The organism is Bradyrhizobium sp. 930_D9_N1_4 (genome assembly GCF_052076015.1).
Classification (GTDB): domain Bacteria; phylum Pseudomonadota; class Alphaproteobacteria; order Rhizobiales; family Xanthobacteraceae; genus Bradyrhizobium.
The window spans coordinates 47,191-72,626 of sequence record NZ_CP197236.1 but is presented as its reverse complement, the minus strand read 5'-3'; the positions used below and the strand labels follow the sequence as shown (position 1 = coordinate 72,626).

Below are 25,436 nucleotides of genomic sequence, written 5' to 3'. Positions count from 1 at the left end.
TTGTTCAGAAGTCCGTCCTCTCTAGCAGAAGGCCGGGCCAAGACAAGAACCACGGGTTTTGCTTGGCGGAACACCCGCGTGGGGCGGGAAAGGGGTTGTCGCGGCGGGTTTTGGAATTCGGGGTGAGGATCCGGCTTGGGATCCTCCACAGGAGACGGGTTGATGGCGTTGGGGCGTTTTTGTTCGGTGATGGCGCTCGTGTGCACCTGGTTGAGCGCCTCGGTCAGCCCCTCGCATTCGGCGAAGGACAGTACCCCCCAGACCGCCAGCGGCCTGCCGGTGCCGCGCTATGTCAGCCTCAAATCGGATCACGTGAACGTCCGCGCCGGTCCGACCAAGGACAATGACGTGGCCTGGGTCTACACCCGGTCAGGCCTGCCGGTCGAAATCACCGCCGAGTTCGAGAACTGGCGCCGGGTGCGCGATTCCGAGGGCGCCGAGGGCTGGGTTTATCATTCGCTGCTGTCGGGCCGCCGGACCGCGGTCGTCACCATGAAGCACAAGGACGACCTCGCGCCGATCTACGATCGTGCCGACGCAGACAGCGCGGTTGCAGCAAAACTCCAGGTTGGCGTTGTCACCCAAGTGAAGAAGTGCACCGCAAACTGGTGCCGCGTCACCGGCAACGGGTTCGACGGCTGGATCCAGCAGGAACGCCTGTGGGGTGTCTACGCCGACGAGCCGGTCAACTGACGCGTTTCTGTCGTCCCCGCGAACGCGGGGACCCATAACCACAGGGTCTGGTTGTTTTGGAAGGTGTCAGCCAGCGTGCCTCATTGAGGGATCACGCGGTATGGATCCCCGCGTTCGCGGGGATGACGCCAACGTGCGATCTCAGCGCTTCTTGCGCAGGCGCACGACCATGTCGATGCGGGCGATCTCGTAACCCTCCGGCACCTCCGGCATCTTGGACAGCGCCAGATGCGGATCCTCGATGTCGACCAGCTCATGGCTGTTCTCGAGGTAGTAGTGGTGATGGGTGGTGACGTTGGTGTCGAAATAGGTCTTGGTGCCGTCGACGCTGACCTGACGCAGCAGGCCGGCATCGGTCAGCTGGTTCAGCGTGTTATAGACGGTCGCCAGCGACACCGGCACCTTGGCCAAGGTCGCTTCCTCGTAGAGCATTTCAGCCGTGAGGTGGCGCGCGCCCTTGCCGAACAGCAGCCACCCGAGAGCCATGCGCTGGCGCGTCGGGCGGAGACCGGCGGACTGGAGCATTTCGTTGACGTCGTGCCACGGGCAGCCGGTCAGGGCCGGCTGGCGGCCGGACAGGAGGGCCGCGGTATGGGCGTCGTCGTCGTGATGATGCGCTGTATTCTCGCTCATTTCCAGATTTCGGGCACGCGTGGACACTGTATCTATCTGCAATATATGGACAGATAGATGTAGATGCAAGTTTCTCGCAACTAGAGAGGTTCTAATCAGACTTGGAACCGGGCGAGCACCTGGTCATTTTACCTTCATGAGATCGCTTTGCCACCCGAAATGCCTGTGTTAGAGAGCCCGCGGTTCCGATTAGCCATTTTGGCGCGGCCGGGCATTGAGGCCGGGTTCGCACGTCCATCCGGACTCTCGGCATTCGCGCCTGCTGACGACCGCAAAAGGCGTTGCTTTCCGAACAGAACGGGGCCCAATTTTGCCAGAAACGCCGCTCAATCGGGGTTAGAACAGAGGCTTCCGCATGCTGAACAGGCGCAACGGTTACGAATATGAAGATCTGCTGGCCTGTGGCCGCGGCGAGATGTTCGGCCCGGGCAATGCCCAGCTGCCGCTGCCGCCGATGCTGATGTTCGACCGCATCACCGAGATCAACGACAATGGCGGCGAGTACGGCAAGGGTGTGGTGCGCGCCGAGCTCGACGTGAAGCCGGACCTCTGGTTCTTCGGCTGCCACTTCAAGAACGACCCCGTCATGCCCGGCTGCCTCGGCCTCGATGCGCTGTGGCAAATGGTCGGCTTTTTTCTGGGCTGGACCGGAGGCGAAGGTCGCGGCCGCGCGCTTGGCCTGAACGAATTGAAGTTCAGCGGTCAGGTGCTGCCTGAGGCCCGCAAGGTTGTGTACAACGTCGATATCAAGCGCGTGATGCGTTCAAAGCTCGTGCTCGGGATCGCCGATGGATGGCTTTCGGTCGATGACCAGATTATCTATCGCGCGAAGGATCTGAAGGTCGGCCTGTTCAAGCAGGGCACGAGCCTGGGCTGAGCGGCATCACCACGAAGACAACGATTAAGGCGAGGCTGTCATGAGGCGGGTTGTGGTCACCGGGATGGGCATCGTCTCCTCCATCGGAAACAACACCCAGGAAGTGCTTGCGAGCCTCCACGAGGCGAAGTCGGGCATTTCGCGGGCTGAAAAATATGCCGAGCTCGGCTTCCGTTCGCAGGTGCAAGGTGCGCCGACGATCGATCCTGCGACGGTCGTCGACCGCCGTGCAATGCGCTTCCTCGGCCAGGGTGCCGGGTGGAATCACATCGCGATGGAGCAGGCGATCCAGGATTCCGGTCTGTCGCCTGACGAAGTCTCCAACATCCGCACCGGCATCATCATGGGCTCCGGCGGCCCGTCCGCCCGCACCATCGTCGAGTCCGCCGACATCACCCGTACCAAGGGACCGAAGCGCGTCGGGCCGTTTGCAGTGCCGAAGGCGATGTCGTCCACGGCGTCGGCGACGCTCGCGACCTGGTTCAAGATCAAGGGCGTGAACTATTCGATCTCCTCGGCCTGCGCGACCTCGAACCACTGCGTCGGCAATGCCTATGAGACGATCCAGATCGGCAAGCAGGACGTCATCTTCGCCGGCGGCTGCGAGGAGCTCGACTGGTCGCTCTCGGTGCTGTTCGACGCGATGGGTGCGATGTCGTCAAAGTACAACGACACGCCCGCCACCGCCTCGCGTCCCTACGACGTCAACCGCGACGGCTTCGTCATCGCCGGCGGCGCCGGTGTGCTGGTGCTGGAAGAGCTCGAGCATGCCAAGGCGCGCGGCGCGCGCATCTACGGCGAGATCGTCGGCTACGGCGCCACCTCGGACGGCTACGACATGGTCGCACCGTCGGGTGAAGGCGCCGAGCGCTGCATGCGCATGGCGATGTCGACGGTGAAGACCAAGGTCGACTACATCAATCCGCACGCGACCTCGACACCGGCCGGCGATCCGCCGGAGATCGACGCGCTCCGCCGCGTGTTCGGTGCCGGGGAGAAATGCCCGCCGATCTCGGCGACCAAGGCGCTGACCGGTCACTCGCTCGGCGCAACCGGTGTGCAGGAGGCGATCTACTCGCTGCTGATGATGAACAACGGCTTCATCTGCGAGAGCGCGCACATCCAGGAGCTCGATCCCGTGTTCGCCGACATGCCTATCGTGCGCAAGCGCATCGACAACGTCAAAATCGGCACCGTGCTGTCGAACTCCTTCGGCTTCGGCGGCACCAACGCCACGCTGGTGTTCAGCCGGCTGGACGTGTGAGTTCTGCCTTGCCGGCCCCGACGGATGATGGGCCATATGAGATCAACTGGCACGACGGGGTTCTCGTTGACCTTCGACTTTCGGGATTTGCGGAGGGCCAGCAGGAATTCAACCTTGTCGTCGATCTGTATCCGGATAACGACAGATTCTCCCAGCGCCGCCGATATCACTGCATTGGAACGAACGTCTCGCGTTTCGTCATGAGCGGCGACATCGGGCGGCTTCTCAAGAATCGATCCAGCGGAAACATCGACCTGTTACGCATGGAATTCACGGCCGATACGGAAATTCTCGTGGTCTGCCTGTTTGGCGGAACCATCGAAGTTGAAGCTGGATCTTTCCGACTGATGGAATCCACCACATGACTTTGTTGATGAAGGGCAAGCGCGGTCTGATCATGGGCATCGCCAATGATCATTCGATCGCCTGGGGCATGGCGAAGACGCTGCATGCCCATGGTGCCGAGCTGGCCTTCACCTTCCAGGGCGAGGCGCTCGGCAAGCGCGTCAAGCCGCTGGCGGAGCAACTCGGCGTCGAGCTGGTGCTGCCTTGCGACGTCGAGGACATCGCCAGCGTCGATGCCACCTTCGACGTGCTCCGCGAAAAATGGGGCAAGCTCGATTTCGTCATCCACGCTATCGGCTTTGCCGACAAGAACGAGCTGAAGGGCCGCTACGCCGACACCAGCCGCGAGAATTTTTCGCGCACCATGGTGATCTCCTGCTTCTCGTTCACGGAAGTGGCAAAACGCGCCGCCGAGCTAATGAGCGACGGCGGCAGCATGATCACGCTGACCTTCGGCGCCTCGGAGCGGTCGATGCCGAATTACAACGTGATGGGCGTGGCCAAGGCGGCGCTGGAAGCCTCGGTGCGCTATCTCGCCTCCGATTTCGGCCCGCGCGGCATCCGCGTCAACGCGATCTCCGCCGGTCCCATCCGCACGCTCGCCGGCTCCGGCATCGGCGAGGCGCGCGCGATGTTCGCCTACATGCAGAAGCATTCGCCGCTCCGCCGCGGCGTCACGCTCGACGAGCTCGGCGGCTCGGCGCTGTATCTGTTGTCGGATCTCTCCGGCGGCGTGACCGGCGAGATTCATTATGTCGATTCCGGCTACAACATCGTCCTTATGCCGAGGCCGGACGATTTGAAGACGGAATAGCTAAGACTCCGTAGAGTGGGCAAAGGAGCGCAAGCGACGTGCCCACCAGCTCCCAATAATCGCGACCAGATCGTGGGCACGCTTCGCTTTGCCCACCCTACGAGAGCTGGCTTAACCTGCCGCGATTGTTTCCGCGCGCTGGAACGCCGGCCGCGCCATGCAACGTTCAAGATAAGCGTCGAAGGCGGGCCGCGACGGCACCATCTTGAATCGCCGCACGGCAAAATTTATCCCCGATCCGATCGTGATGTCGGCGGCCGAGAATTCATCGCCGAGAATCCACGGTCCCTTCTCGAGCGCAGCCTCCAGCACGTCGAAGACCTGCGTCGCGCTGCCCCAGGCGGCGGTCGAGGTCGGGATCTCGATCTTGGTGAAGATCTGGATGATGGCCGGCTCGATGCAGCCCGGCGAGAAAAACAGCCATTGCAGATAGCGCGCGCGGCGCGGATCGGTCACGTCAGGCGCTAGCTTGGTCTCGGGATAGCGATCGGCGATATAGGCGCAGATCGCGGCAGCTTCGCCGAGCGCGGCATCGCCGTCGGCGAGCGCTGGCACCTTGCCCATCGGATTGACCTTCAGATAATCCGGCGCTTTCTGCGCGCCGGTCGAGATGTCGGTCAGCACGCGCTCATAGGGCAGGCCGCTCTCCTCCATCAGCCAGAGCGTCGTGAACGAGCGCGAGCGGCGCGACCAATAGAGCTTGATCATGGGAGCGGACCTTTCATTGGCACGAGGCGGGCCGGACCAGATTCATGACGTGTCTGCATCGAAGACGCAACGCTTGATGCCTCGGAACAAACCGTCCGAACTCCGCTCAGTCTTCCTTGAGATAGCCCGGCAGACCCCGGTCGAGCCTGTCGGTGATGAGCGCGCGCGTCCTCTCGCGCAGCGCCGCGCTGGCGGAAGCTGCCGCGGGTGGGTCGGGAAATAGCGAGTTGTCGAGCTTGTTGAGTGGGTCTTCGGTCAGTCGCAGACCCGCAGCGAAGTTGGCGCCGAAATTCACAAAGGGGCGCTTGATCTCCTCGTAGCTTCGACCGTCGACCAGCGTAATCGCAATATTGGCGAAAAGATGCGAGTGCCGAAGGATGCCGCCGAGACCCTGATTGTAGGTGCCTATGCCGTTCAACGTCATGTGCGTGTTCGGCAGCTCCGCCTTGTACGTGGTTGCGACGAGATAGCGATCGCAGTTCGCATTCGTCGTGAAGCTACGCACAATCGTCGGCAGGCGCTCTCCGGGATCCCGGATGAGGATCGTTTTCGGATGATAGAACGGCTCGAAGACGCCCTTGGGATAGGCAATCCTGCGCACCGTGGGATCGTTGCCCGTTGCCGCGCGCACGTGCGAGAAGACGAGGTCATCGAGTCCCCAGTCGATCGGGACCTCGCTTGCCTCGTTCTCGAAGATCGTGAGGCCGAATTTCTGTACGGCGTAGCGGTCTCCGATCACTGAGATCACGCCGAGCCGGCACGGCCCGCTCTCGATCGCGACCGGCTGCTTCGCAGCCGGTTTGGCTTTCGGCGCTGCCTTTTTGACAGCCGGCTTTGCCGGTGCTGGAGTCTGAGTGGTGGTTGCGGGAGGGGTTTGTGCCGCTGCTGGTGCCAGAAAGCACAGCAGGACGAGCGCCGAAGCAGCAAATCGAAACATGAATTCCAAGGGGATCAGGGGCAGGAGGACAGCGGACGCATCACACTAGGTTGGCCGTGCGACAACCGCAAGATGCACCCGGAGCTCACCGTCTATCCGGTCGGCCGCTGCCGCTTCCATCGATAATACTTCATCATGAATCCGTTCGACGGCTCGATCTCTTCCTTCTCGAACACAAACCCCTCGCGCTCGTACCAGCGCCAGGCCTTTTCGTTTTCGCGGACGCAACGCAGGTACATCTCGTCGGGCATCTGCGTGCGCGTGAAGGCGAGGAGTTGTCGTCCGAGCGATCGCCCCTGATAGGCGGGCCCGACGAACAGCATGTCGAGATAGAGCTTTGGCAGATGCAGCGCCAGCATCGCGGCGATGGTGCCGTTGTCGTCGACGACGAACAGACTCCAGCCGTCCGCGATCTCGCGCCTTATGCGTGCACGTAAATTGGCGAGCAGGAAGCCGCTGGCGTCACCGAGCCCGCTCGAGACCCAGCTCTCCATCCAGACGCGGCCGACCTCGTCATATTCGTCGGCACGGGCAGGGCGGATCATCGGCTGAGACATCGGGAGCTCAGGCCGGCTGGCTGCGCAACGATTGTTTCGCGCGCACCTTGCCGGCCGACAGGCACACCACTTCTGAAATTTGCAGGAGCTGACGCGCCAGCGGACTCGTTTTGCGCCAGACCATGCCGATGGTGCGCGACGGCTCGGGATCGCGGAAGCGCGCCAGCGAAACCGAGGCGGAGCGCGTCTCCACCGGCACGGCCATTTCCGGAATGAGAGTCACGCCGATGCCGGCGCTGACCATCTGGACCAGCGTCGACAGTGAATTCGCGTCCAGCATCTCGCGTGGCGGCGCCGACTGCATGTTGCAGAACGACAGCGCCTGATCGCGGAAGCAGTGCCCCTCTTCGAGCAGCAACAGCCGCATCTCCCGCATCATCTCGCGCGATGGTGCCGGTGTGCCCTCATCGGAGCCCGGCCGCACCAGCAAAAACTTCTCGTCGAACAGCGCGACCTCGGTGAGCGACGGTTCGGACACCGGCAGCGCGACGATGGCGGTATCGAGCCGGCCTTCCACCAGCTCCTGGATCAGCCGCGGCGTCATCGTCTCGCGCACCCGGATGTCGAGCTCCGGATGCATGCGCGTGAGATTCTTGGTGATCGTGGGCAGGAGATAGGGCGCGATCGTCGGAATCATGCCGATGCGCAGGCGGCCCGAGAAACGGTCCTGCGAGGCGCGGGCGAAATCGCCGAGTTCATCGACCGAGCGCAGGATGTCGCGGACGCGTGGCGCCAGGTCTTCGCCGAACCGGGTCAGGGCGACCTGCCGGGCACTGCGCTCCAGCAGCAAGCCGCCGAGCGCCTCCTCCAACTCCTTGATCTGCATCGACAAGGCCGGTTGCGAGATGGAACTCGCCTCGGCCGCACGGCCGAAATGGCCGTGACGCGCCAGCGCGTCGAAATACCGGAGCTGGCGCATTGTTACGTTGGCCATCAGAAAATCCTATCGCAGCGATCATTAAAGTCAACTTCCCCTGATGGAGTGGGACGCTTAGAGTGGTTCTACCTGGTCAAAGGCGCGAGTTCGACGCCACCAGAGGAGGTATTCATGGACGACTCTTCGAAGTGCCCGTTTTCGGGTGGAAAACGCGCGCCGGCGAACCACGACTGGTGGCCGACACAGCTCAGCATCGAGATGCTGCACAAGAATTCCGGCCTCTCCGATCCGATGGGCAAGGACTTCGACTACGCCAAGGAATTCAAGACGCTCGATCTCAACGCGGTCATCAAGGACCTGACCGCTCTGATGACGGATTCGCAGGAATGGTGGCCCGCCGATTTCGGTCACTATGGCGGCCTCATGATCCGCATGGCCTGGCACAGCGCGGGCACCTATCGCACCACGGACGGCCGCGGTGGCGCCGGTGCCGGTCAGCAGCGTTTCGCGCCCCTCAACAGCTGGCCCGACAACGCCAACCTCGACAAGGCCCGTCGCCTGCTCTGGCCGATCAAGCAGAAGTACGGCCGCAAGATTTCCTGGGCCGACCTGATGGTTCTCGCCGGCAACGTCGCGCTGGAATCGATGGGCTTCAAGACCTTCGGTTTCGCCGGCGGCCGCGCCGACGTCTGGGAGCCGGAAGAGCTGTATTGGGGTCCCGAGGGCACCTGGCTCGGCGATGAGCGCTACAGCGGCGAACGCGAGCTCGCCGAGCCGCTCGGCGCGGTGCAGATGGGCCTCATCTACGTCAATCCGGAAGGCCCGAACGGCAAGCCGGATCCGGTCGCCGCGGCCAAGGACATCCGCCAGACCTTCGCCCGCATGGCGATGAACGACGAAGAGACCGTCGCGCTGATCGCCGGCGGCCACTCCTTCGGCAAGACTCACGGCGCCGGCGATCCGTCGCTGGTCGGAGCGGAGCCGGAAGCGGGCGCACTGGAAGACCAGGGCCTCGGCTGGAAGAGCAAGCACGCGTCGGGTCACTCGGGTGATGCCATCACCAGCGGACTTGAAGTCACCTGGACCACGACGCCGACGAAGTGGAGCAACAACTTCTTCGAGAATCTTTTCAACTTCGAATGGGAGCTGACGAAGAGCCCGGGTGGTGCGAACCAGTGGACGGCCAAGGGCGCCGACGCGATCATCCCCGATGCCTTCGACAAGTCGAAGAAGCATCGCCCGACGATGCTGACGACCGACCTCTCGCTGCGCATGGATCCGGCCTACGAAAAGATCTCGCGCCGCTTCCTGGAAAACCCCGATCAGTTCGCGGACGCCTTTGCCCGCGCTTGGTTCAAGCTCACCCATCGCGACATGGGCCCGATCCAGCGCTATCTCGGCCCGCTGGTGCCGAAGGAAACGCTGATCTGGCAGGATCCGATCCCGGCGGTGAATCACGAGCTGGCCAGCGATCAGGAGATCGCTGCGCTGAAGACGAAGATCCTGGCCTCGGGTCTCTCGGTGTCCGAGCTGGTCTCGACGGCGTGGGCGTCGGCCTCGACGTTCCGCCGCTCCGACAAGCGCGGCGGCGCCAATGGCGCGCGCATCCGTCTTGCCCCGCAGAAGGATTGGGAGGTGAACGAGCCGGCTCAGCTCTCCAAGGTGCTCGGCAAGCTCGAAGCGATCCAGAAGGAGTTCAACGCAGGTGCGAAGAAGGTCTCGATCGCCGACCTGATCGTCCTCGGCGGCACCGCCGCGGTCGAGAAGGCCGCGAAGGATGCCGGCGTCGATGTGAAGGTCGGCTTCACGCCGGGCCGCATGGATGCCTCGCAGGAGCAGACCGATGCCGCTTCGTTTGCTCCGCTGGAGCCGCGCGCCGATGGCTTCCGCAACTACATCAGCAAGCGGCATCAGTTCCTCCAGCAGGAGGAAGCCCTCGTCGATCGCGCGCAGCTTCTGAAGCTGTCCGGTCCCGAGCTGACCGTGCTCGTCGGTGGCCTGCGTGTGCTCGGCGCCAATGCGAACGGTTCGAAGCATGGCGTCCTCACCGCGAAGGTGGGTACGCTCTCCAATGACTACTTCGCCAACCTGCTCGACATGAGCACGCAGTGGACGCCGGCGGCTGACGGCACCTATGAGGCCCGCGACCGCAAGACCAACGCGGTGAAGTGGACCGGCACGCGCTCCGACCTGATCTTCGGCGCGCACTCGCAGCTCCGCGCTTTCGCCGAGGTCTATGCCTCGTCGGACGCCAAGCAGCAGTTCGTGCAGGATTTCGCCAAGGCCTGGACCAAGGTGATGAACCTCGACCGGTACGACATCGCGGGTTGATCTCGGAGTCTACCAAGCGACGAACAGGAAGGGCGGCCGAGCGGCCGCCCTTTTTTCGTCCGGACGTCCCGTGCCTACACCCCGAGCGTGCCGGCCTTCGCTGCGGCGTAGCGCTCGCTGATCTTGCTCCAGCTCACCGTGTTCCACCACGCCTTGAGATAATCGGCGCGGCGGTTCTGATAATTCAGATAATAGGCGTGCTCCCAGACGTCATTGCCGAGCAAGGCGCGCTTGCCGTCGATCATCGGATTGTCCTGGTTCGGGCGCGTCTCGATCGCCAGCTTGCCGTCCTTGTCGACGGTGACGAACACCCAGCCCGAGCCGAACACCCGTCCGCCGGCGGCGTTGAAGTCGGTCGTGAATTTCTCCACGCCGCCAAGGTCGCGGTCGATCGCGGCCAGCACCTCGCCTTCCGGCTTGCCTCCGTTCGGTCCCATGATCTGCCAGAACATCGTGTGATTGGCATGGCCGCCCAAATTGTTGCGCACGCCGGTGCGGATCGCGTCGGGCACGGCAGCGAGATTGCCGAGGACCTCACTGAGCGGCTTGTCGGCAATCCCCGGATTGTCCTTTGCGAAATTGTTGAGGTTGGTGATGAAGGCCTGGTGATGCCGGTCGTGGTGGATTTCCATCGTCTTGGCGTCGATATGCGGTTCGAGCGCCGCGGTCGGATAGGTCAACGGCGGCAGCATGAACGGACCCGCTGCTGCGGCCGGCGCTGCGGCTTGCGCGAACACGCGCGGGGCGGCGGCGATCGCCGCAATGCCGGTGGCGGCCAGCATGAGATGGCGCCTGGACATCGATGACATCTGATCTTCCTTCGCTTCAGGTGGGTGACGACGCCGGCGGAACGCGGCGCGGGCAGTGCGTTCAGTTACGGGTCACGGCGCATGGCCGGTTTCAGCCAAAGGCATTCTGACGCTGCGGCGGAATCGCGCATGGTTACAGCGCGCAAACAAAAAGGGCGGCCTCTCGGCCGCCCTTCGTGTTTCTGCATCGTGAGAGCGATTACTCGCCGGCCGCTTCGCGCGGGGCCTTCTCGCCCTCGCCGCCCTTGCCTTCGAGGTCTTCGCCGGTGGTCTGGTCGACGACCTTCATCGAAAGGCGGGTCTTGCCGCGATCGTCGAAGCCGAGCAGCTTGACCTTGACCTTGTCGCCTTCCTTGACGACGTCGGAGGTCTTCTGCACGCGCGCCGAAGCGAGCTGGCTGATGTGGACGAGACCGTCCTTGGAGCCGAAGAAGTTCACGAAAGCGCCGAACTCCATCACCTTCACGACGGTGCCTTCATAGATCTGGCCGACTTCCGGATCGGAAGCGATCGACTTGATCCACTTGATCGCGGCCTTCATGGCTTCGCCGTCGCTGGAAGCGACCTTCACGGTGCCGTCGTCCTCGATGTTGACCTTGGCGCCGGTCTTCTCGACGATCTCGCGGATCACCTTGCCGCCGGTGCCGATCACTTCACGGATCTTGTCGGTGGCGATCTTGAAGGTCTCGATGCGCGGCGCATATTCGCCGAGCTCGGCGCGGGCGTTGGTGAGCGCCTTGGCCATCTCGCCGAGGATGTGGATGCGACCATCCTTGGCCTGACCGAGCGCGACCTTCATGATCTCTTCGGTGATGCCCTCGATCTTGATGTCCATCTGGAGCGAGGTGATGCCCTGCTCGGTGCCGGCGACCTTGAAGTCCATGTCGCCGAGATGATCTTCGTCACCGAGGATGTCCGAGAGAACCGCGAAGCGCTTGTCTTCGAGGATCAGGCCCATCGCGATGCCCGCGGTCGGCCGCTTCAACGGCACGCCGGCATCCATCAGCGCGAGCGAGGCGCCGCAGACCGAAGCCATCGAGGACGAACCGTTCGACTCGGTGATCTCCGACACCACGCGTGTGGTGTAGGGGAACTCGTGATGCGGCGGCAGCACCGGGTGGATCGCACGCCAGGCGAGCTTGCCGTGGCCGATCTCGCGACGCTTGGTGCCGCCGAGGCGGCCGGTCTCGCCGACCGAGTAGGGAGGGAAGTTGTAGTGCAGCAGGAACGTCTCTTTGTACGTTCCCGACAGCGCGTCGATGTACTGCTCGTCCTCGCCGGTGCCGAGCGTGGTCACGACCAGCGCCTGGGTCTCGCCGCGGGTGAACAGCGCCGAGCCGTGGGCGCGGGGCAGCACGCCGACTTCGGCGACGATGTTGCGGACGGTCTTGCTATCGCGACCGTCGATGCGCTTGCCGGTGTCCAGGATGTTCCAGCGAACGATCTTCGCCTCGAGCTCCTTGAACACGCCGGAGACGCGCAGCTTGTCGAATTTCGGCTCCTGCCCTTCGGGGAAGTAATGGGCGATCACCTTTTCCTTGACCTTGCCGACCGCGGCGTAGCGATCCTGCTTGACCGGAATGGCGTAGGCGGCGCGCAGCTCCTGCTCGACGAGGCCGAGCATTTCCTTCTCGAGCGCGGAATTGTCGATGACGGTGACTTCGCGCGGCTCCTTGGCGGCCTTCTCGGCGAGCTCGATGATCGCCTTGATCACCGGCTGGAAGTGACGGTGACCGAACATCACCGCGCCGAGCATGATCTCTTCGTTCAGCTCCTTGGCTTCCGATTCCACCATCAGCACGGCGTCGGCGGTGCCGGCGACGACCAGGTCGAGCTGCGTCTCGACCATCTCGTCGAGCGTCGGGTTGAGGATGAACTCGTCATTGGCGAAGCCGACGCGCGCCGCGCCGATCGGGCCCTTGAAGGGCGCGCCGGACAGGGTCAGCGCGGCAGACGAAGCCACCAGCGCGACGATGTCGGGATCATTTTCCATGTCGTGCGAGAGCACGGTGACGATCACCTGGGTCTCGTTGCGCCAGCCGTCGACGAACAGCGGACGGATCGGACGGTCGATCAGGCGGGAGACCAGCGTCTCCTTCTCGGTCGGACGGCCCTCGCGCTTGAAATAGCCGCCGGGAATGCGGCCGGCTGCGTAGGTCTTCTCCTGGTAGTCGACGGTCAGCGGCAGGAAGTCGACGCCTTCACGCGGCGACTTCGCCGCGACGACGGTGGCGAGCACCACGGTCTCGCCGTAGGTGGCGACGACGGCGCCGTCGGCCTGGCGTGCGATCTTGCCGGTTTCGAGCTTGAGGGGGCGTCCACCCCAGTCGATCTCGACGGAATGCTTATTGAACATAGAGGTCTTCTTTCATGGGTTCTCGAAAGAAAAGACGGCTCGAAAAACAAAAACCATGCGCAAGATTGCGGGATGCTGATCGAAGCGGGCGATCAGCATCCTGCGATCCTGCCATGGTTTTTGGATTTCGGATGGCGTCCATCCTTTCGGGTCATACGGGCGCCTTGCCCGTTGTGCCCAGCCGCCGGATTGCTGCTGGACTGTCAGTCGGCACGAACGCGAACACCGGATTGCGGTCTTCGCCCCTCATGCCTCGGATGCTTGCCGTCACCTGAGCATGATCCGGAAAAGTGCGAAGCGGTTTTCCGAAAAGATCATGCTCAAACAATAATCCAAAGTGCGATTCTAATCGCGCTTTGGGCTCGCACCCGACGCGCACGCAGTCTCGATCAAAAACCTTTTTTACAAACGCTTTCGTTCGAAACCGCGCACGAAAACGCGCGCCAATGGCGCGCGTGGGAACACTTAGCGACGAATGTTGTGCTTCTCGAGCAGCGCCTTGTAGCGCGCCTCGTCCTTCTTCTTCACATAGTCGAGGAGCGAGCGGCGGGTCGAGACCAGCTTCAAGAGGCCGCGACGCGAATGGTTGTCCTTCACGTGGGTCTTGAAATGGCTGGTGAGGTTGGTGATGCGTTCCGACAGGATCGCGACCTGAACCTCTGGCGAGCCGGTGTCGCCGGCCTTGTTGGCATTCGTCTTGATGACTTCCGCTTTGCGTTCTGCGGCAATCGACATCGTCAAATTCTCTCGTTGCGACCGGTTGAGGCAGTCAAGCCGGTCAGGTTGAACACACGCTTGGGGATGATTTCGCCATTGCCGACTTCAGCAAGCGCCAAAAGACGGCCTGCCACCGTGACATAGACTGTGCCGCTACTAGTGGGCGCATCCCGTCCGCGCAATAAAACGGCTTGGCCCCGATGGAGCCTTGCCGCATCAGCCCGAGTGACGGCCAGTGCCGGGATGTCGTCCAGCGCGGTCTCAACGGGCATCAGCGCGTCGGCGAGGCTGCCCTCGCCGGACGCGGCTCTATCGCATAAAGCCTCCAACTGATCCAGCGGAATCATGTCGTTCTCGTCAAATGGGCCGACCAGGGTCCGCCTGAGCGCGCAGATATGGCCGTAAGTGCCGAGAATCCGCCCCATATCCCGGGCCAGCGCCCGGACATAGGTGCCCTTGCCGCACTCGGCTTCGAATACGGCCCGATCGTTATCTGGTTGATCTACAAGGGATAAATGGTGAATCTCGACCGGGCGGGGGGCCAGTTCCACGACCTCGCCGTCGCGGGCGAGGTCATAGGCGCGCTCGCCCTGGACCTTGATCGCGGAATAGCGCGGCGGGGTCTGCTGGATCACTCCGGTGAAGCGGGGCAGCAGGGCCAGGATGGCCTCCCGGGTCGGACGCTGGTCGGAGGTCGCGGTGACCTGGCCCTCGATGTCGTCGGTGTCGCGTTCCGCGCCCCAGCACACGGTGAACTGGTAGCGCTTGCGGCCGTCCATCACGAACGGGACCGTCTTGGTGGCTTCCCCAAGCGCAATCGGCAGACCGCCCGAGGCGAGCGGATCGAGCGTACCGGCATGGCCCGCGCGCTTGGCGTTGAACAGGCGCTTCAGCACGGCGACGGCCTGCGTCGAGGTCATGCCGATCGGCTTGTCGAGCACGACCCATCCATGGACGTCGCGGCGGTCGCGGCGCGGCTGCTGACCCTTCTGCTTGTTGTTGGCGCGGGGATCGTTGTTGACGCGGCGCGGCTCCTGATGCGGCTGGGAATCGCCGCCAAGATCCGCAAAATTATTTTTCTGCACGTCGCGCTGATCGGCGTCTTCGCCGCCGATAGTGCCGTGAGCCGGGTCCATCGTCATTGTTCTTCTTCCCGATCCGTATCCGGATCCTGTTCCAGGTCTCTTTGCACCGCAGGCGTTCGCAAAAGCTTCTCGATCCGTTCCGCTTCGTCGAATCGCTCGTCGACGCGGAAGCGAAGATCGGGTGCAAATTTCAGGTTAACGCGATGCGCGACCTCGCCGCGCAGATACTTCTTGTTGCGCTCGAGCGCAGCGAGAACCACCTCGGTGTCGCGGCCACCGAGCGGCATCACGTAGACTGTTGCGAGCTTCAAATCGGGTGACATCCGCACCTCCGGCACGGTGATGATGTGACCTTCGAGGTCGGCATCATGCACGCTGCCTTGCGCCAGAATCTCGGCTATCGCGTGGCGAACCTGCTCGCCGACGCGCAACTGACGTTGCGAGCCTCCGCCTGGTGCGGAACTTTTCTTCTGATGATGGCGGGGCATCTTTTGAAAATCACCTCGTCGTGCCCGCGTTTGGGACACGAGCATTGTCATTTGTCTTGTTGAAACGAATGCGGCGCGATGGCCGGAATAAATCCGGCCATCGCACTCCCGCAATGTCAGCTCAAAAAGATCCGGACGCTTCGGTAAGATTTGGACTTACAGGGAGCGCTGGATCGTCTCCACGCGGTAACACTCGATCACGTCACCGGCGCGCATGTCGTGGTAGTTCTCGAAGGCCATGCCGCATTCCTGACCGGACTGGACTTCCTTCACTTCGTCCTTGAAGCGCTTCAGCGTCGACAGCTTGCCTTCGTGCACGACGACGTTGTCGCGGATCAGGCGCACATTGGCGCCGCGTTCCACGGTGCCGTCGGTGACGCGGCAGCCGGCAACCTTGCCGACCTTGGAGATGTTGAAGATCTCCAGGATCGCGGCATTGCCCAGCATGGTTTCGCGCAAGGTCGGCGCGAGCAGACCGCTCATCGCCTTCTTTATGTCGTCCACGAGGTCGTAGATGATGTTGTAGTAGCGGATCTCGATGCCGTTGCGCTTGGCGGCGGCAGCGGCCTCCTTGTTGGCGCGAACCGAGAAGCCGAGGATCACGGCGTTGAAGCCTTCCGCGAGCGTCACGTCGGATTCCGAGATGCCGCCGACGCCGGCATGCAGGATGCGGGCGGCGACTTCGTCGGTGCCGAGCTTCTCCAGCGAGCCGAGGATCGCTTCCAGCGAGCCCTGCACGTCGGCCTTGATGATCAGCGGGAATTCCTTGCGGCCCGCCGTCTTCAATTGCGACATCATCTGCTCGAGCGAGCCGCGCATGCCGGAGATCGAGGCAGCCGCGTTCTCGCGCTTCTGGTGGGCGCGGTAGCTGGTGACCTGGCGGGCGCGGGCTTCGTTCTCGACGACCGCCAGACGATCGCCGGCTTCCGGCGGGCCGTTGAAGCCGAGCACCTCGACGGGCACCGACGGACCTGCCTCCTGCACGGTCTCGCCCTGATCCGAGATCAGTGCGCGGACGCGGCCCATTTCGGCGCCGGCGACGATGATGTCACCGACACGGAGCGTGCCGCGCTGGACCAGCACGGTCGCCACCGGACCACGGCCGCGATCGAGCTTGGCTTCGATCACGGTGCCTTCGGCCGGACGATCCGAATTGGTCTTGAGGTCGAGGATGTCGGCCTGGAGTGCGATCATCTCGAGCAGCTTGTCGAGATTGGTCTTGTTCTTGGCGGACACCTCGACGTCGACGACTTCGCCGCCGAAGGATTCCACCTGCACCTCGTGCTGGAGCAGCTCGGTGCGCACGCGCTCGGGCTTCGCGTCGGGCTTGTCGATCTTGTTGATGGCAACGATGATCGGCACCCGCGCCGCCTTGGCGTGGTTGATGGCTTCGATCGTCTGCGGCATCACGCCGTCATCGGCCGCAACCACCAGCACGACGATGTCGGTCACCTTGGCGCCGCGGGCGCGCATCGCGGTGAACGCGGCGTGGCCGGGCGTGTCGATGAAGGTGATCTTCTTGCCGCTTTCGGGCGACAGCACCTGATAGGCGCCGATATGCTGGGTGATGCCGCCGGCTTCGCCGGAGACCACGTTGGCGTGACGGAGCGCGTCGAGCAGCGAGGTCTTGCCGTGGTCGACGTGACCCATGACGGTCACGACGGGCGAACGGGGCTCGGTGTCGGTCGAATCGTCGATGGCGTCGAACAGACCTTCTTCAACGTCGGACGCGGCCACGCGCTTGACGGTGTGCCCCAGTTCTTCGGCAATCAGTTGCGCGGTGTCGGCATCGATCACGTCGGTGATCTTGTGAATCGCGCCCTGCTTCATCAGCATGCGGATGATTTCCACCGCGCGCTCGGCCATGCGGTTGGCGAGCTCCTGGATGGTGATCGCTTCCGGAATGACCACCTCGCGGATGAGCTTTTCCTTCGGCTCGTTCGCGGCATGGCCCTTCAGGCGCTGGGTGCGGCGGCGGAACGAGGCAATCGAGCGCTCGCGCACGTCGTCAGCATTGAATGCGGTCACGACCGTCAGGCGGCCGCGCTCCTTCTGCGGGCCGGGCTTGTGGGTCGGCTTGGGGGGGATCACAGGACGCGCGGCTCCGCCGGGACCGCGGCGGATCTGGCGCGGACCGTCATCCTCGTCCGGTCCGGCTGCGACCGCAGGCGCGCGACCCAACGGGCCGCCTCCCGGCCTCGCGGTGGTCGTTCCCGGGCGTGCGGTCGTTGTTCCCGGGCGTGCCGTCGTGGTGGTGCCGGGGCGTGCTGCGGGCGCGCCGGGGCGCGGCGCGGGAGCGGCCGGGGCCGCCGCAACTGCGGGGCGGGCAGCGGACGGCTGCTCGCCTTCGCCAAAACGCTTCTTGGCCTCGGTCTCGGCCTTGCGCTTGGCTTCGTCCTCGTGACGGTGGCGCTCTTCCTCGGCCTTGCGACGGGATTCGGCGGCCTCGCGGTCGGCGCGTTCGGCGGCTTCGCGAACAGCGCGGCGCGCGGCCTCTTCCTCGGCCACGCGGCGCTCTTCGACTTCGCGCACCTTGGCATCGGCCAGCGCGCTGGCGCGGGCGGAACGTTCGTCCTCGGTCAGCGTGCGCAGCACCACGCCGGAGCCGGCGTTGCGCGGCGGAGCCGGGCGCGCGGGAGCGGGTGCAGGTGCGGCAGGTGCCGGCTTCGCAACAACCGTGGGAGCCTGCGGCTCGGGACTGCCGTCGACGCGGCGCTTGCCGCGCTTCTCGACCACGACCTGCTTGCTGCGGCCATGGCTGAAGCTCTGGCGGACAGTGCCCGTTTCGACGCGCGGCTTGAGCGATAGCGTCTTGCTCGGAACGCTCAGCTTCTTGTCGTCAGGGGTCTTGGTATCAACCATTCAGCAGTCCTAATCCTGATTTTTCAGTGTTGTGCGTTGCCGCACCATCCTATCGGGGGTCGTTGTCTCTCAGAAATCCTGGCCGGGCTTTTCGGCAGTCTTGTCAGCGTCCGCCATCCGGTATCGGACCAGCATCTGGCTACGTGACAGGAATGACTTGCTCGCCGGGCCCGCGAGCAGGGCAGCATGTATCACATTTGACCGGGTAAGTGCCAAATCCAATTCTATCGATTTCAGTGCGGTGACGACGGGAATCTGCGGCCTGGAGCCGCCATTTCCGTCATTTTGACGCGCCAGCATGTCCAATTTGCGGATTCCGTCCGCGGCCCCGTCGCTGGCGTGGATCAGGACCTCGACCGTACCTTCCCGAAGGGCGCTTTCGACCTTGCCGAAACCGGCGACGATCTGGCGCGCCTTGGCGGCAATCCCGAGGACCTCGGTCACGCTCCGGACCAGGAGCGCCTCGATGTCGGCAGCAAACGTCTGGGGAATGCGCAGCTCGCGCTTGAAGGCCTTGCCAAAATGGTGACGCCGCACGGCTTCCGCAACCACCTCGTGCGAGGCGGTGACCCACATGCCGCGTCCAGGCAGCTTGCGCTTGAGATCGGGAACTACAGCGCCTTGCGGCGAAATGACGAAGCGGATCAGCTCGTCGATCGGCCGGACCTCGCGACTGACCGCGCACATGCGCATGGTCGCGGACCTTTCGGTCCGCGGTCCATGGTCAAGTTCGGGGGCAGTATCTGCGAGCATCCGGGCGACATTCTCCTTGCCCTTAAGCCGGCTGATCTTCAGCCGCCTCAGCCTCTTCGGCCGGCTTGGCGAGATCGGCCTCGGTGATCCAGCCGGCCTTGACGCGGGCCTGCATGATCATGGCTTCGGCATCGTCACGGGAAATCTCGATACCGTCGAGCGCGCCCGGGAATTTGGTCTGTTCGCCACCTTCCTTGCGCTCGGTCCAGCCGACCAGATCGTCGGTGGCGCAGCCGGCGAGGTCGTCGACGGTCTTGATGTCGTTCTCGCCGAATTTCACCAGCATCTTCGAGGTGACGCCCGGCACGTCCTTGACGGCGTCCTCGACACCGAGCTCCTTGCGGCGGGCCTCGATCTCGGCCTCCTGCTGCTCGAGATATTCGCGGGCACGGTTCTGGAGCTCTTGCGCGGTCTCCTCGTCGAAGCCTTCGATGCCGGCGAGCTCCTTGAGGTCCACCATGGCGAGTTCCTCGACCGAGGTGAAGCCTTCGGACGCCAGCAGCTGGCCGACCACTTCGTCGACGTTGAGCGATTCCATGAAGACGCGGGTGGAGTTCTCGAAGTCGGCCTGGCGGCGCTCCGATTCCTCCTGCTCGGTCAGGATGTCGATGTCCCAGCCGGTGAGCTGCGAGGCCAGACGCACGTTCTGGCCGCGACGGCCGATCGCCAGCGAGAGCTGGTTGTTGGTGTCGGGCACCACGACCTCGATGCGCTCGCGGTCTTCGTCGATGACGACCTTGGAGACTTCGGCCGGCGCCAGCGCGTTGACCACGAAGGTCGCGATGTCGGGCGACCAGGGAATGATGTCGATCTTCTCGCCCTGCAATTCGTTCACCACCGCCTGCACGCGCGAACCGCGCATGCCGACGCAGGCGCCGACCGGATCAACCGAGGAATCGCGGGAAATCACGCCGATTTTCGCGCGCGAGCCGGGATCGCGGGCCACCGCCTTGATCTCGACGATGCCGTCATAGATCTCAGGCACTTCCTGCGCGAACAGCTTCGCCATGAACTGCGGATGGGTGCGCGAGAGGAAGATCTGCGGGCCGCGGGTCTCGCGGCGGACGTCGAAGATGTAAGCGCGGACGCGGTCGCCGTTGCGGAACACTTCGCGCGGCAGCATCTCGTCGCGGCGGATGATGGCTTCACCGCGGCCGAGATCGACGATCACGCTGCCATATTCGACGCGCTTGACGACGCCGTTGACGATGTCGCCGATGCGGTCCTTGAATTCCTGATATTGCCGGTCACGCTCGGCCTCGCGCACCTTCTGCACGATCACCTGCTTGGCCGACTGCGCGGCGATGCGGCCATATTCCAGCGGCGGCAGGGTGTCGGCGATGGTGTCGCCGACCTGGGCGCCCGGATTGGCGCGCTGTGCGTCCACCAGCGAGATCTGGTTGGAATGGTTTTCGACCTTCTCGACCACCAGCATGTGGCGCGACAGCCGCAGCTCGCCCTTCTTCGGGTCGATCTCGGCGTGAACGTCAGTCTCGCTGCCGTAACGGGCGCGCGCCGCCTTGGCGATGGCGTCCTCCATCGCCGCGATGACGATGCCGCGGTCGATCGATTTCTCGCGTGCGACGGCGTCCGCGATCTGGAGCAATTCGAGTCGATTGGCGCTGACTGCCATGGCTAGTCTCCTTCAGGCTCGATCTCACCGCGCCGCGCGCGGTCGGCGGCAAGGCGATGTTTCTTGGTATTGGTCGGGGCCGGCTTCTTTTTCGGCTTGGTGTTCTTGGTGGTTTTTTCGCTGATCTCGGCGTGCGGCGCCTTCGGCGGCTCGAGGCCGAGATCGCGGCGCATCTCGCGCGCCTCGGCCTTGCCGCGACGCATGGATTGCGCAATCAGCTCGTCGGTCAGCACCAGCCGTGCCTCGCCGATATCTTCCATCGTCAGCAGAACCTCGGCATCGTCGCCGGCCTTGAAGTCATCACGGCGCAGATGCACGCGATCGCCTTCGACAGCGCCCAACATGCCGCGGAACCGCTTGCGCCCTTCATGGGCGACCGCCATGTCGATCTTCACCAGATGGCCGGAATATCGTTCGAAATCGGAGCGGCGCACCAGCGGACGGTCGATCCCCGGGGAGGAGATTTCCAGCCGGTAGGCGCGCTCGATGGGGTCGGCGACATCGAGCACGGGCGACAGCGCCCGCGAGATCGCCTCGCAATCCTCGAGCTGCATCGAGCCATCCGGCCGCTCGGCCATGATCTGCACGGTGCAGCCGGCTTCCCCGGAAATGCGGATCCGCACCAGGCGGTAACCCATGCCCTCGAGCACCGGACCCGCGACCGCGGACACACGTGCCGCCGCGCCCGGCTCGACCACGAGCCTCGGCTCGGCCAGCAACTCGGCATCGGTGGAACCAGTGTTCGGTTCGGTCATATCAGGGGTCAAGGCGCGTTGGTTAATGCTTGGGTTAAGGCTTGGTTAAGACTGCAAAGCCCGCTTCGGAACTCTCCCGACAGATCGTCGGGCCGCATCTTCCGCCAAGCCGCGTTCAGGTAATAAAAAAGAGCGGGTCCTTTCGGGCCCACTCTCACTACGCGGATCGTATGAGAAGATGAATTGGCGCTGATATAGCCCTTTCTGCCCAGCCGGACAAGGCCCATCGCAGCCCAAGCGAGGCTTTTTGCGCCCGGGCGGGGGCCACCCGCGCAACGCTTCCTTCACCTCCGAGGCCTAAATTCCCTGATTGTGGGGCGGCTTGGACCAAGGGCGCACCCGCGGCGTGCCCTATACGAGTTTGCGTTTTCATGACCGTTGCCACGTCGCTCATTCCCGGACTGGACGATATCGTCAAACGCGGCGACCCCCGGCGTCGCGGCGAGATCGCGCGCGCCATCTCCCAATTATTCTTCCAGGACGCCGAGAAGCTCCGGCCCGATCTCGTCGACCTCTTCGACAATCTGCTGATCGATCTCGTCCCGCATGCCGAACTGGCCTCGCGCGTCGATCTGGCCGAGCGCTTCTCGCACCTCAACAACGCGCCGCCGCATCTCGTCACTCAGCTCGCGCGCGAAAACGAGATCGCGGTGGCGGGCCCCGTGCTGCGCCGTTCGCCCGTGCTCGACGAAACAGCGCTGGTGGAGATCGCGCGGCTGAAGGGCCAGGGCCATTTGCTGGCGATGACGGAGCGTCCCGTCTTGTCGTCGGTCGTCACTGACGTGCTGGTCGAGCGTGGCGATCGCGACGTGGTGCGTCGCGCCGCCGGCAATGCCGGTGCGGTGTTCTCGCCTGGCAGCTATTCCGAGCTGATCAAGCGCGCGTCGCAGGACGGCGTGCTGACGCTGAAGATCGGCCAGCGCAACGATCTCTCGGGCGATCATCTGAAAGAGCTTCTCAACGGCACGCTCGACGTCATTCGCCGGCGTCTCTCCATCGTGGTCAATCCGACGCGCCAGGTCGAGATCAAGCGCGCCATGGCCGCCATCGAGGAGGCCACGCTGCCGCCCGGGCCGCGTCGCGATTTCTCGGCGGCGCAGCGCACGGTGCTCGCCTTGCATCGCGAAGGTCATCTCGGCGAGAGCGCGCTGCTCGGCTTCGCCAAGGCGCACAAATACGAGGAATCGATCGCGGCGCTGTCGGCGATGGCCGGCATCCGCCTCTCGATCCTCGACCGCCTGATGGCGGGTGACCGCTACGATCCGATTCTGATCCTGGGACGGATGCAAAATCTCGGCTGGCCCACGGTGCGCGCGCTGGTCCTGATGTGGTATGGCCCGCAGCGCACGCCGGCCGATGCGGACATCGAGCAGGCGCGCGTGAACTTCACACGGCTGATGCCGGCGACGGCCGAGCGCGTCGTGAAATTCTGGCGCAACCGCCAGACGATCTAAACCCGCCTGAACCGCAGATACGTCGTCTTCCGTCCCTCGCGCGTGGCCTTGCGGCCGTAGCGCGTCATGGTGTAGCCGGCCCATGGCTGCCGGAAATCGTCGGCGCGCTCCGCAAGCCAGGTGAAGTCCTGCGAGCGCGCAAGATGCGACAGCGTCCAGGCGCAGTAATCGTCGATGTCGCAGACGAAACGGAATTCGCCGCCTTGCTTGAGCACGCGCGCCATCGCCGCGATGGTGCGGTCCTGCACAAAACGCCGCTTCCAGTGCCGTCGCTTCGGCCAGGGATCGGGATGGATCAGGTCGATCCGCGACAGCGACGACGGTGGCAGCCAGGCCAGGAGCTCGGCGGCATCGCCCGCGAACAGGCGGATGTTGGCGATGTTGGCGGCCTCGATCTGCGCGAGGATCTTTGCCATGCCGTTGACATAGGGCTCGCAGCCGATGAAGCCGGTCGTGGCGAAGTTCTGCGCTTCCGCCGCGAGATGCTCGCCGCCACCGAAGCCGATCTCGAGCCGCACATCGTCCACCGCGGGATCGAAGATCTCGTTGGCGTTCGCCGGCTTCTCGCTCTCGATGTCGAGCGCAAGATGCGGGAGCAGATGATCGACCAGCTCGGCCTGGTGCTGCCTGAGCTTGTGACCCTTGCGGCGTCCGAAGAACGCGCGCTCGCTGTCATCGCGATCGGGATCTGATTTGCGTTCGCTCATCGCAGCGTCTGGTACAGGCGATGGAGCAGCCGCGCGCGCGGCGCGAGCGACGAGACGTAGAGCTGCTCATAGTGTGTGTGTGCGCCCTTGCCGTCGACGCCGAGCCCGTCAAGCGTCGCGGTGTGCGCGGCCGTGAAATTGCCATCCGAGCCGCCGCCGGTGTGGGTGTCGATCAGTTCGAAGCCGATCTCGGTGGCGAGCGTCTTCGCATGCTCGTACAGCGAGGCACCTGCATTGCCCTTCTCGTAAGGCGGACGATTGAGTTCGCCGGTGACCTTGACGGTGACGCCTTGGGTCTTCGATGTCAGTCCGAGGATCTTGCCGACGAACTCTTCCGCGTCGGCGAAGCTCATCACGCGCAGATCGACTTCCGCATAGGCTTCTTCCGGCGTGACGTTGGGGCGCGTGCCGCCGCGCGCCACGCCGACATTGACGGTGACGCCGCGCTTCAGATCGTTCATCCCTTCCAGCGCCAGGATCACGTTGGCGAGCTCGCGGACGGCACTGCGGCCGTCTTCGGGGCGCGTTCCGGCATGTGCGGGCACGCCTTTGATGAAGACGCGAAAGCGTCCGACGCCCTTGCGTCCGGTGACGATCTTGCCGCCGTCGCGCGCGGGCTCCGTCACCAGCACGTATTTGGCCTTGCGCCCTTCCTTCTCAATCAGCGCACGCGAGGTCGGGCTGCCGATCTCTTCGTCGGAGGTGAAGATGTGGGTGATGCCGAGGGGCGAACGGTCGGTCGTCGCGCAAAGCGCGCCAAAGGCGTGATGGGCGATATAGGCGCCGCCCTTCATGTCGTAGATGCCGGGACCGAACGCGCTGTCGCCCTCGACCTTGAACGGCAGGCGCTCGATGAAACCCATGGGGTGAACGGTATCGAGGTGGCTCAGCACCAGAATGCCCGGGCTGTCCTGGCCCCAGGTCGAGCGCGCGATCAGATGGTCGCCGCAGCCATCGACACCGGCGATGCGTTCGAGCGTAACGGGCAGATCGCGATATTGCTCCGCGACCACGGAGACCAGTCTGTTGACTTGTTCAGGCGCTTCCGTCGGCGTCTCGATCTCTACCCAGCGGCGGATACCATCGAGAATAGTTTGGGAATCGAACCAGTTGGCGTTGGTCATGGACGCATCTGTGCCTTTGAACTGCATCATCGAACAGGGCGCGCATCAATGCGCGGCCGCAAATGACGACATAGGCCAGATTTGACGCAGTCTCAAATCGGATCGAGAGGGCGCGTCAGCGCTTGTCGGGACCTTCGCGGGCCGCGATCTGCTCGACGAGATCGACGATCGAGCGGCGCATCTTCGAATCAGTGATTCGCGTGAACGCCTTGGTCAAGGCGAGACCTTCGGAGGTTGCGAGGAAGTCCGAGACATAGGACGGCGAGGCGCCTTCGGCGAAGCCGTCCGGACCTGCCACACCGCTCGGGCCGCCCTCGAACAGGAACGACACCGGCACCTGGAGAATCTCGGCGATCTGCTGGATGCGGCTCGCGCCGACGCGATTCGTGCCCTTCTCGTACTTCTGAATCTGCTGGAAAGTCAGGCCCAAAGCCTCACCGAGCTTTTCCTGGCTCATGCCCAACATGATGCGGCGCATACGCACGCGGCTGCCGACATATTTGTCAACAGGGTTGGGCGCTTTCGACATTTCCTCAGCCTCCAAACATCACCTTCGGCGCAATCGTCGAGAATGCCTCCGGTGTCAGCATCGTCAAAATCAAACCCTGTTATTGGGAAACATTGCGGAGAAATTTAGCAATGCCCACTGTCTTTTGC

General features: G+C 63.8%; 24 protein-coding genes. 7 read left to right on the top strand and 17 right to left on the bottom strand.

The features are described from left to right. Window positions 1-162 precede the first annotated feature (162 nt). Window positions 163-693 carry an SH3 domain-containing protein gene (locus AB7532_RS00310; protein WP_441232859.1) on the top strand — a complete coding sequence of 177 codons (531 nt, stop codon included), beginning with the start codon at window positions 163-165 and terminating at the stop codon, window positions 691-693. 141 nt (window positions 694-834) lie between these two features. On the opposite strand, the gene irrA is transcribed toward AB7532_RS00310, so the two are convergent. Then, window positions 835-1,326, bottom strand: a complete 492-nt coding sequence (gene irrA / locus AB7532_RS00305; RefSeq protein WP_247505259.1) for an iron response transcriptional regulator IrrA — start codon at window positions 1,324-1,326, stop codon at window positions 835-837. 355 nt (window positions 1,327-1,681) lie between these two features. On the opposite strand from irrA, the gene fabA reads away from it, so the two are divergent. From fabA to fabI, 4 genes are read left to right on the top strand one after another with little or no spacing between them, the layout of a single operon-like run. After that, the gene (gene fabA / locus AB7532_RS00300; protein WP_441232858.1) at window positions 1,682-2,203 is read left to right on the top strand and encodes a bifunctional 3-hydroxydecanoyl-ACP dehydratase/trans-2-decenoyl-ACP isomerase; all 522 of its coding nucleotides are present in this window, start codon (window positions 1,682-1,684) and stop codon (window positions 2,201-2,203) included. A 40-nt stretch (window positions 2,204-2,243) separates the two neighbouring features. Beyond that, window positions 2,244-3,467: a beta-ketoacyl-ACP synthase I gene (gene fabB / locus AB7532_RS00295; protein ID WP_028155417.1), complete on the top strand. Its 1,224-nt coding sequence runs from the start codon at window positions 2,244-2,246 to the stop codon at window positions 3,465-3,467. 8 nt (window positions 3,468-3,475) lie between these two features. Then, window positions 3,476-3,832 (top strand): hypothetical protein, encoded by a 357-nt coding sequence (locus AB7532_RS00290; RefSeq protein WP_441232857.1) that lies wholly within the window; start codon window positions 3,476-3,478, stop codon window positions 3,830-3,832. Further along, window positions 3,829-4,626, top strand: a complete 798-nt coding sequence (gene fabI, locus AB7532_RS00285; RefSeq protein ID WP_441232856.1) for an enoyl-ACP reductase FabI — start codon at window positions 3,829-3,831, stop codon at window positions 4,624-4,626. The genes AB7532_RS00290 and fabI overlap by 4 nt, the downstream gene beginning before the upstream one ends. Window positions 4,627-4,737: 111 nt before the next feature. On the opposite strand, the gene AB7532_RS00280 is transcribed toward fabI, so the two are convergent. The 4 genes from AB7532_RS00280 to AB7532_RS00265 form a co-directional block, all read right to left on the bottom strand. Then, a complete protein-coding gene (locus AB7532_RS00280; RefSeq protein ID WP_441232855.1) occupies window positions 4,738-5,334 on the bottom strand; it encodes a glutathione S-transferase family protein in 597 nt (198 codons plus the stop codon). A gap of 106 nt (window positions 5,335-5,440) precedes the next feature. Next, on the bottom strand, window positions 5,441-6,271 hold the full coding sequence (locus AB7532_RS00275) for a hypothetical protein (RefSeq protein WP_441232854.1): 831 nt from the start codon (window positions 6,269-6,271) through the stop codon (window positions 5,441-5,443). A gap of 92 nt (window positions 6,272-6,363) precedes the next feature. After that, the gene (locus AB7532_RS00270; RefSeq protein WP_441232853.1) at window positions 6,364-6,828 is read right to left on the bottom strand and encodes a GNAT family N-acetyltransferase; all 465 of its coding nucleotides are present in this window, start codon (window positions 6,826-6,828) and stop codon (window positions 6,364-6,366) included. 7 nt (window positions 6,829-6,835) lie between these two features. Continuing rightward, window positions 6,836-7,762 carry a LysR substrate-binding domain-containing protein gene (locus AB7532_RS00265; RefSeq protein ID WP_441232852.1) on the bottom strand — a complete coding sequence of 309 codons (927 nt, stop codon included), beginning with the start codon at window positions 7,760-7,762 and terminating at the stop codon, window positions 6,836-6,838. Window positions 7,763-7,876: 114 nt separating this feature from the next. Here AB7532_RS00265 and katG point away from each other — a divergent pair, with 114 nt between their 5' ends. Further along, a complete protein-coding gene (gene katG / locus AB7532_RS00260) occupies window positions 7,877-10,036 on the top strand; it encodes a catalase/peroxidase HPI (protein ID WP_441232851.1) in 2,160 nt (719 codons plus the stop codon). Between the two features lie 74 nt (window positions 10,037-10,110). Here katG and AB7532_RS00255 read toward each other — a convergent pair whose 3' ends face one another. The 9 genes from AB7532_RS00255 to rimP form a co-directional block, all read right to left on the bottom strand. Continuing rightward, window positions 10,111-10,845: a superoxide dismutase gene (locus AB7532_RS00255; RefSeq protein WP_441232850.1), complete on the bottom strand. Its 735-nt coding sequence runs from the start codon at window positions 10,843-10,845 to the stop codon at window positions 10,111-10,113. A gap of 199 nt (window positions 10,846-11,044) precedes the next feature. Continuing rightward, window positions 11,045-13,201, bottom strand: a complete 2,157-nt coding sequence (pnp, locus tag AB7532_RS00250) for a polyribonucleotide nucleotidyltransferase (RefSeq protein WP_441232849.1) — start codon at window positions 13,199-13,201, stop codon at window positions 11,045-11,047. Between the two features lie 465 nt (window positions 13,202-13,666). Further along, the gene (gene rpsO, locus AB7532_RS00245) at window positions 13,667-13,936 is read right to left on the bottom strand and encodes a 30S ribosomal protein S15 (protein WP_426612322.1); all 270 of its coding nucleotides are present in this window, start codon (window positions 13,934-13,936) and stop codon (window positions 13,667-13,669) included. 2 nt (window positions 13,937-13,938) lie between these two features. Further along, window positions 13,939-15,060: a tRNA pseudouridine(55) synthase TruB gene (truB, locus tag AB7532_RS00240; RefSeq protein ID WP_441232848.1), complete on the bottom strand. Its 1,122-nt coding sequence runs from the start codon at window positions 15,058-15,060 to the stop codon at window positions 13,939-13,941. After that, window positions 15,057-15,491, bottom strand: a complete 435-nt coding sequence (gene rbfA / locus AB7532_RS00235; protein WP_441232847.1) for a 30S ribosome-binding factor RbfA — start codon at window positions 15,489-15,491, stop codon at window positions 15,057-15,059. The genes truB and rbfA overlap by 4 nt, the downstream gene beginning before the upstream one ends. Before the next feature lie 156 nt (window positions 15,492-15,647). Then, complete coding sequence (gene infB, locus AB7532_RS00230; RefSeq protein ID WP_441232846.1) at window positions 15,648-18,353, bottom strand: translation initiation factor IF-2; 2,706 nt, start codon at window positions 18,351-18,353, stop codon at window positions 15,648-15,650. 69 nt (window positions 18,354-18,422) lie between these two features. Beyond that, entirely contained in the window at window positions 18,423-19,106 is a 684-nt protein-coding gene (locus AB7532_RS00225) for an RNA-binding protein (protein ID WP_441232845.1), read from the bottom strand. Between the two features lie 22 nt (window positions 19,107-19,128). Beyond that, window positions 19,129-20,739 (bottom strand): transcription termination factor NusA, encoded by a 1,611-nt coding sequence (gene nusA, locus AB7532_RS00220; RefSeq protein WP_441232844.1) that lies wholly within the window; start codon window positions 20,737-20,739, stop codon window positions 19,129-19,131. Window positions 20,740-20,741: 2 nt separating this feature from the next. Then, window positions 20,742-21,494: a ribosome maturation factor RimP gene (gene rimP, locus AB7532_RS00215; RefSeq protein ID WP_441232843.1), complete on the bottom strand. Its 753-nt coding sequence runs from the start codon at window positions 21,492-21,494 to the stop codon at window positions 20,742-20,744. Window positions 21,495-21,865: 371 nt separating this feature from the next. Between rimP and AB7532_RS00210 the strand changes: the two genes are divergently transcribed. Next, window positions 21,866-22,948: a DUF2336 domain-containing protein gene (locus AB7532_RS00210; RefSeq protein ID WP_441232842.1), complete on the top strand. Its 1,083-nt coding sequence runs from the start codon at window positions 21,866-21,868 to the stop codon at window positions 22,946-22,948. On the opposite strand, the gene trmB is transcribed toward AB7532_RS00210, so the two are convergent. The 3 genes from trmB to AB7532_RS00195 all read right to left on the bottom strand — a co-directional run bounded on the left by trmB (window position 22,945) and on the right by AB7532_RS00195 (window position 25,308). Further along, entirely contained in the window at window positions 22,945-23,655 is a 711-nt protein-coding gene (gene trmB, locus AB7532_RS00205; protein WP_441232841.1) for a tRNA (guanosine(46)-N7)-methyltransferase TrmB, read from the bottom strand. The two genes, AB7532_RS00210 and trmB, sit on opposite strands and share 4 nt — an antisense overlap. Further along, the gene (locus tag AB7532_RS00200; protein WP_441232840.1) at window positions 23,652-24,809 is read right to left on the bottom strand and encodes a M20 family metallopeptidase; all 1,158 of its coding nucleotides are present in this window, start codon (window positions 24,807-24,809) and stop codon (window positions 23,652-23,654) included. Before AB7532_RS00200 ends, trmB begins: the two co-directional genes overlap by 4 nt. Window positions 24,810-24,894: 85 nt before the next feature. Beyond that, on the bottom strand, window positions 24,895-25,308 hold the full coding sequence (locus AB7532_RS00195) for a helix-turn-helix domain-containing protein (protein ID WP_008131807.1): 414 nt from the start codon (window positions 25,306-25,308) through the stop codon (window positions 24,895-24,897). Window positions 25,309-25,436 lie beyond the last annotated feature (128 nt).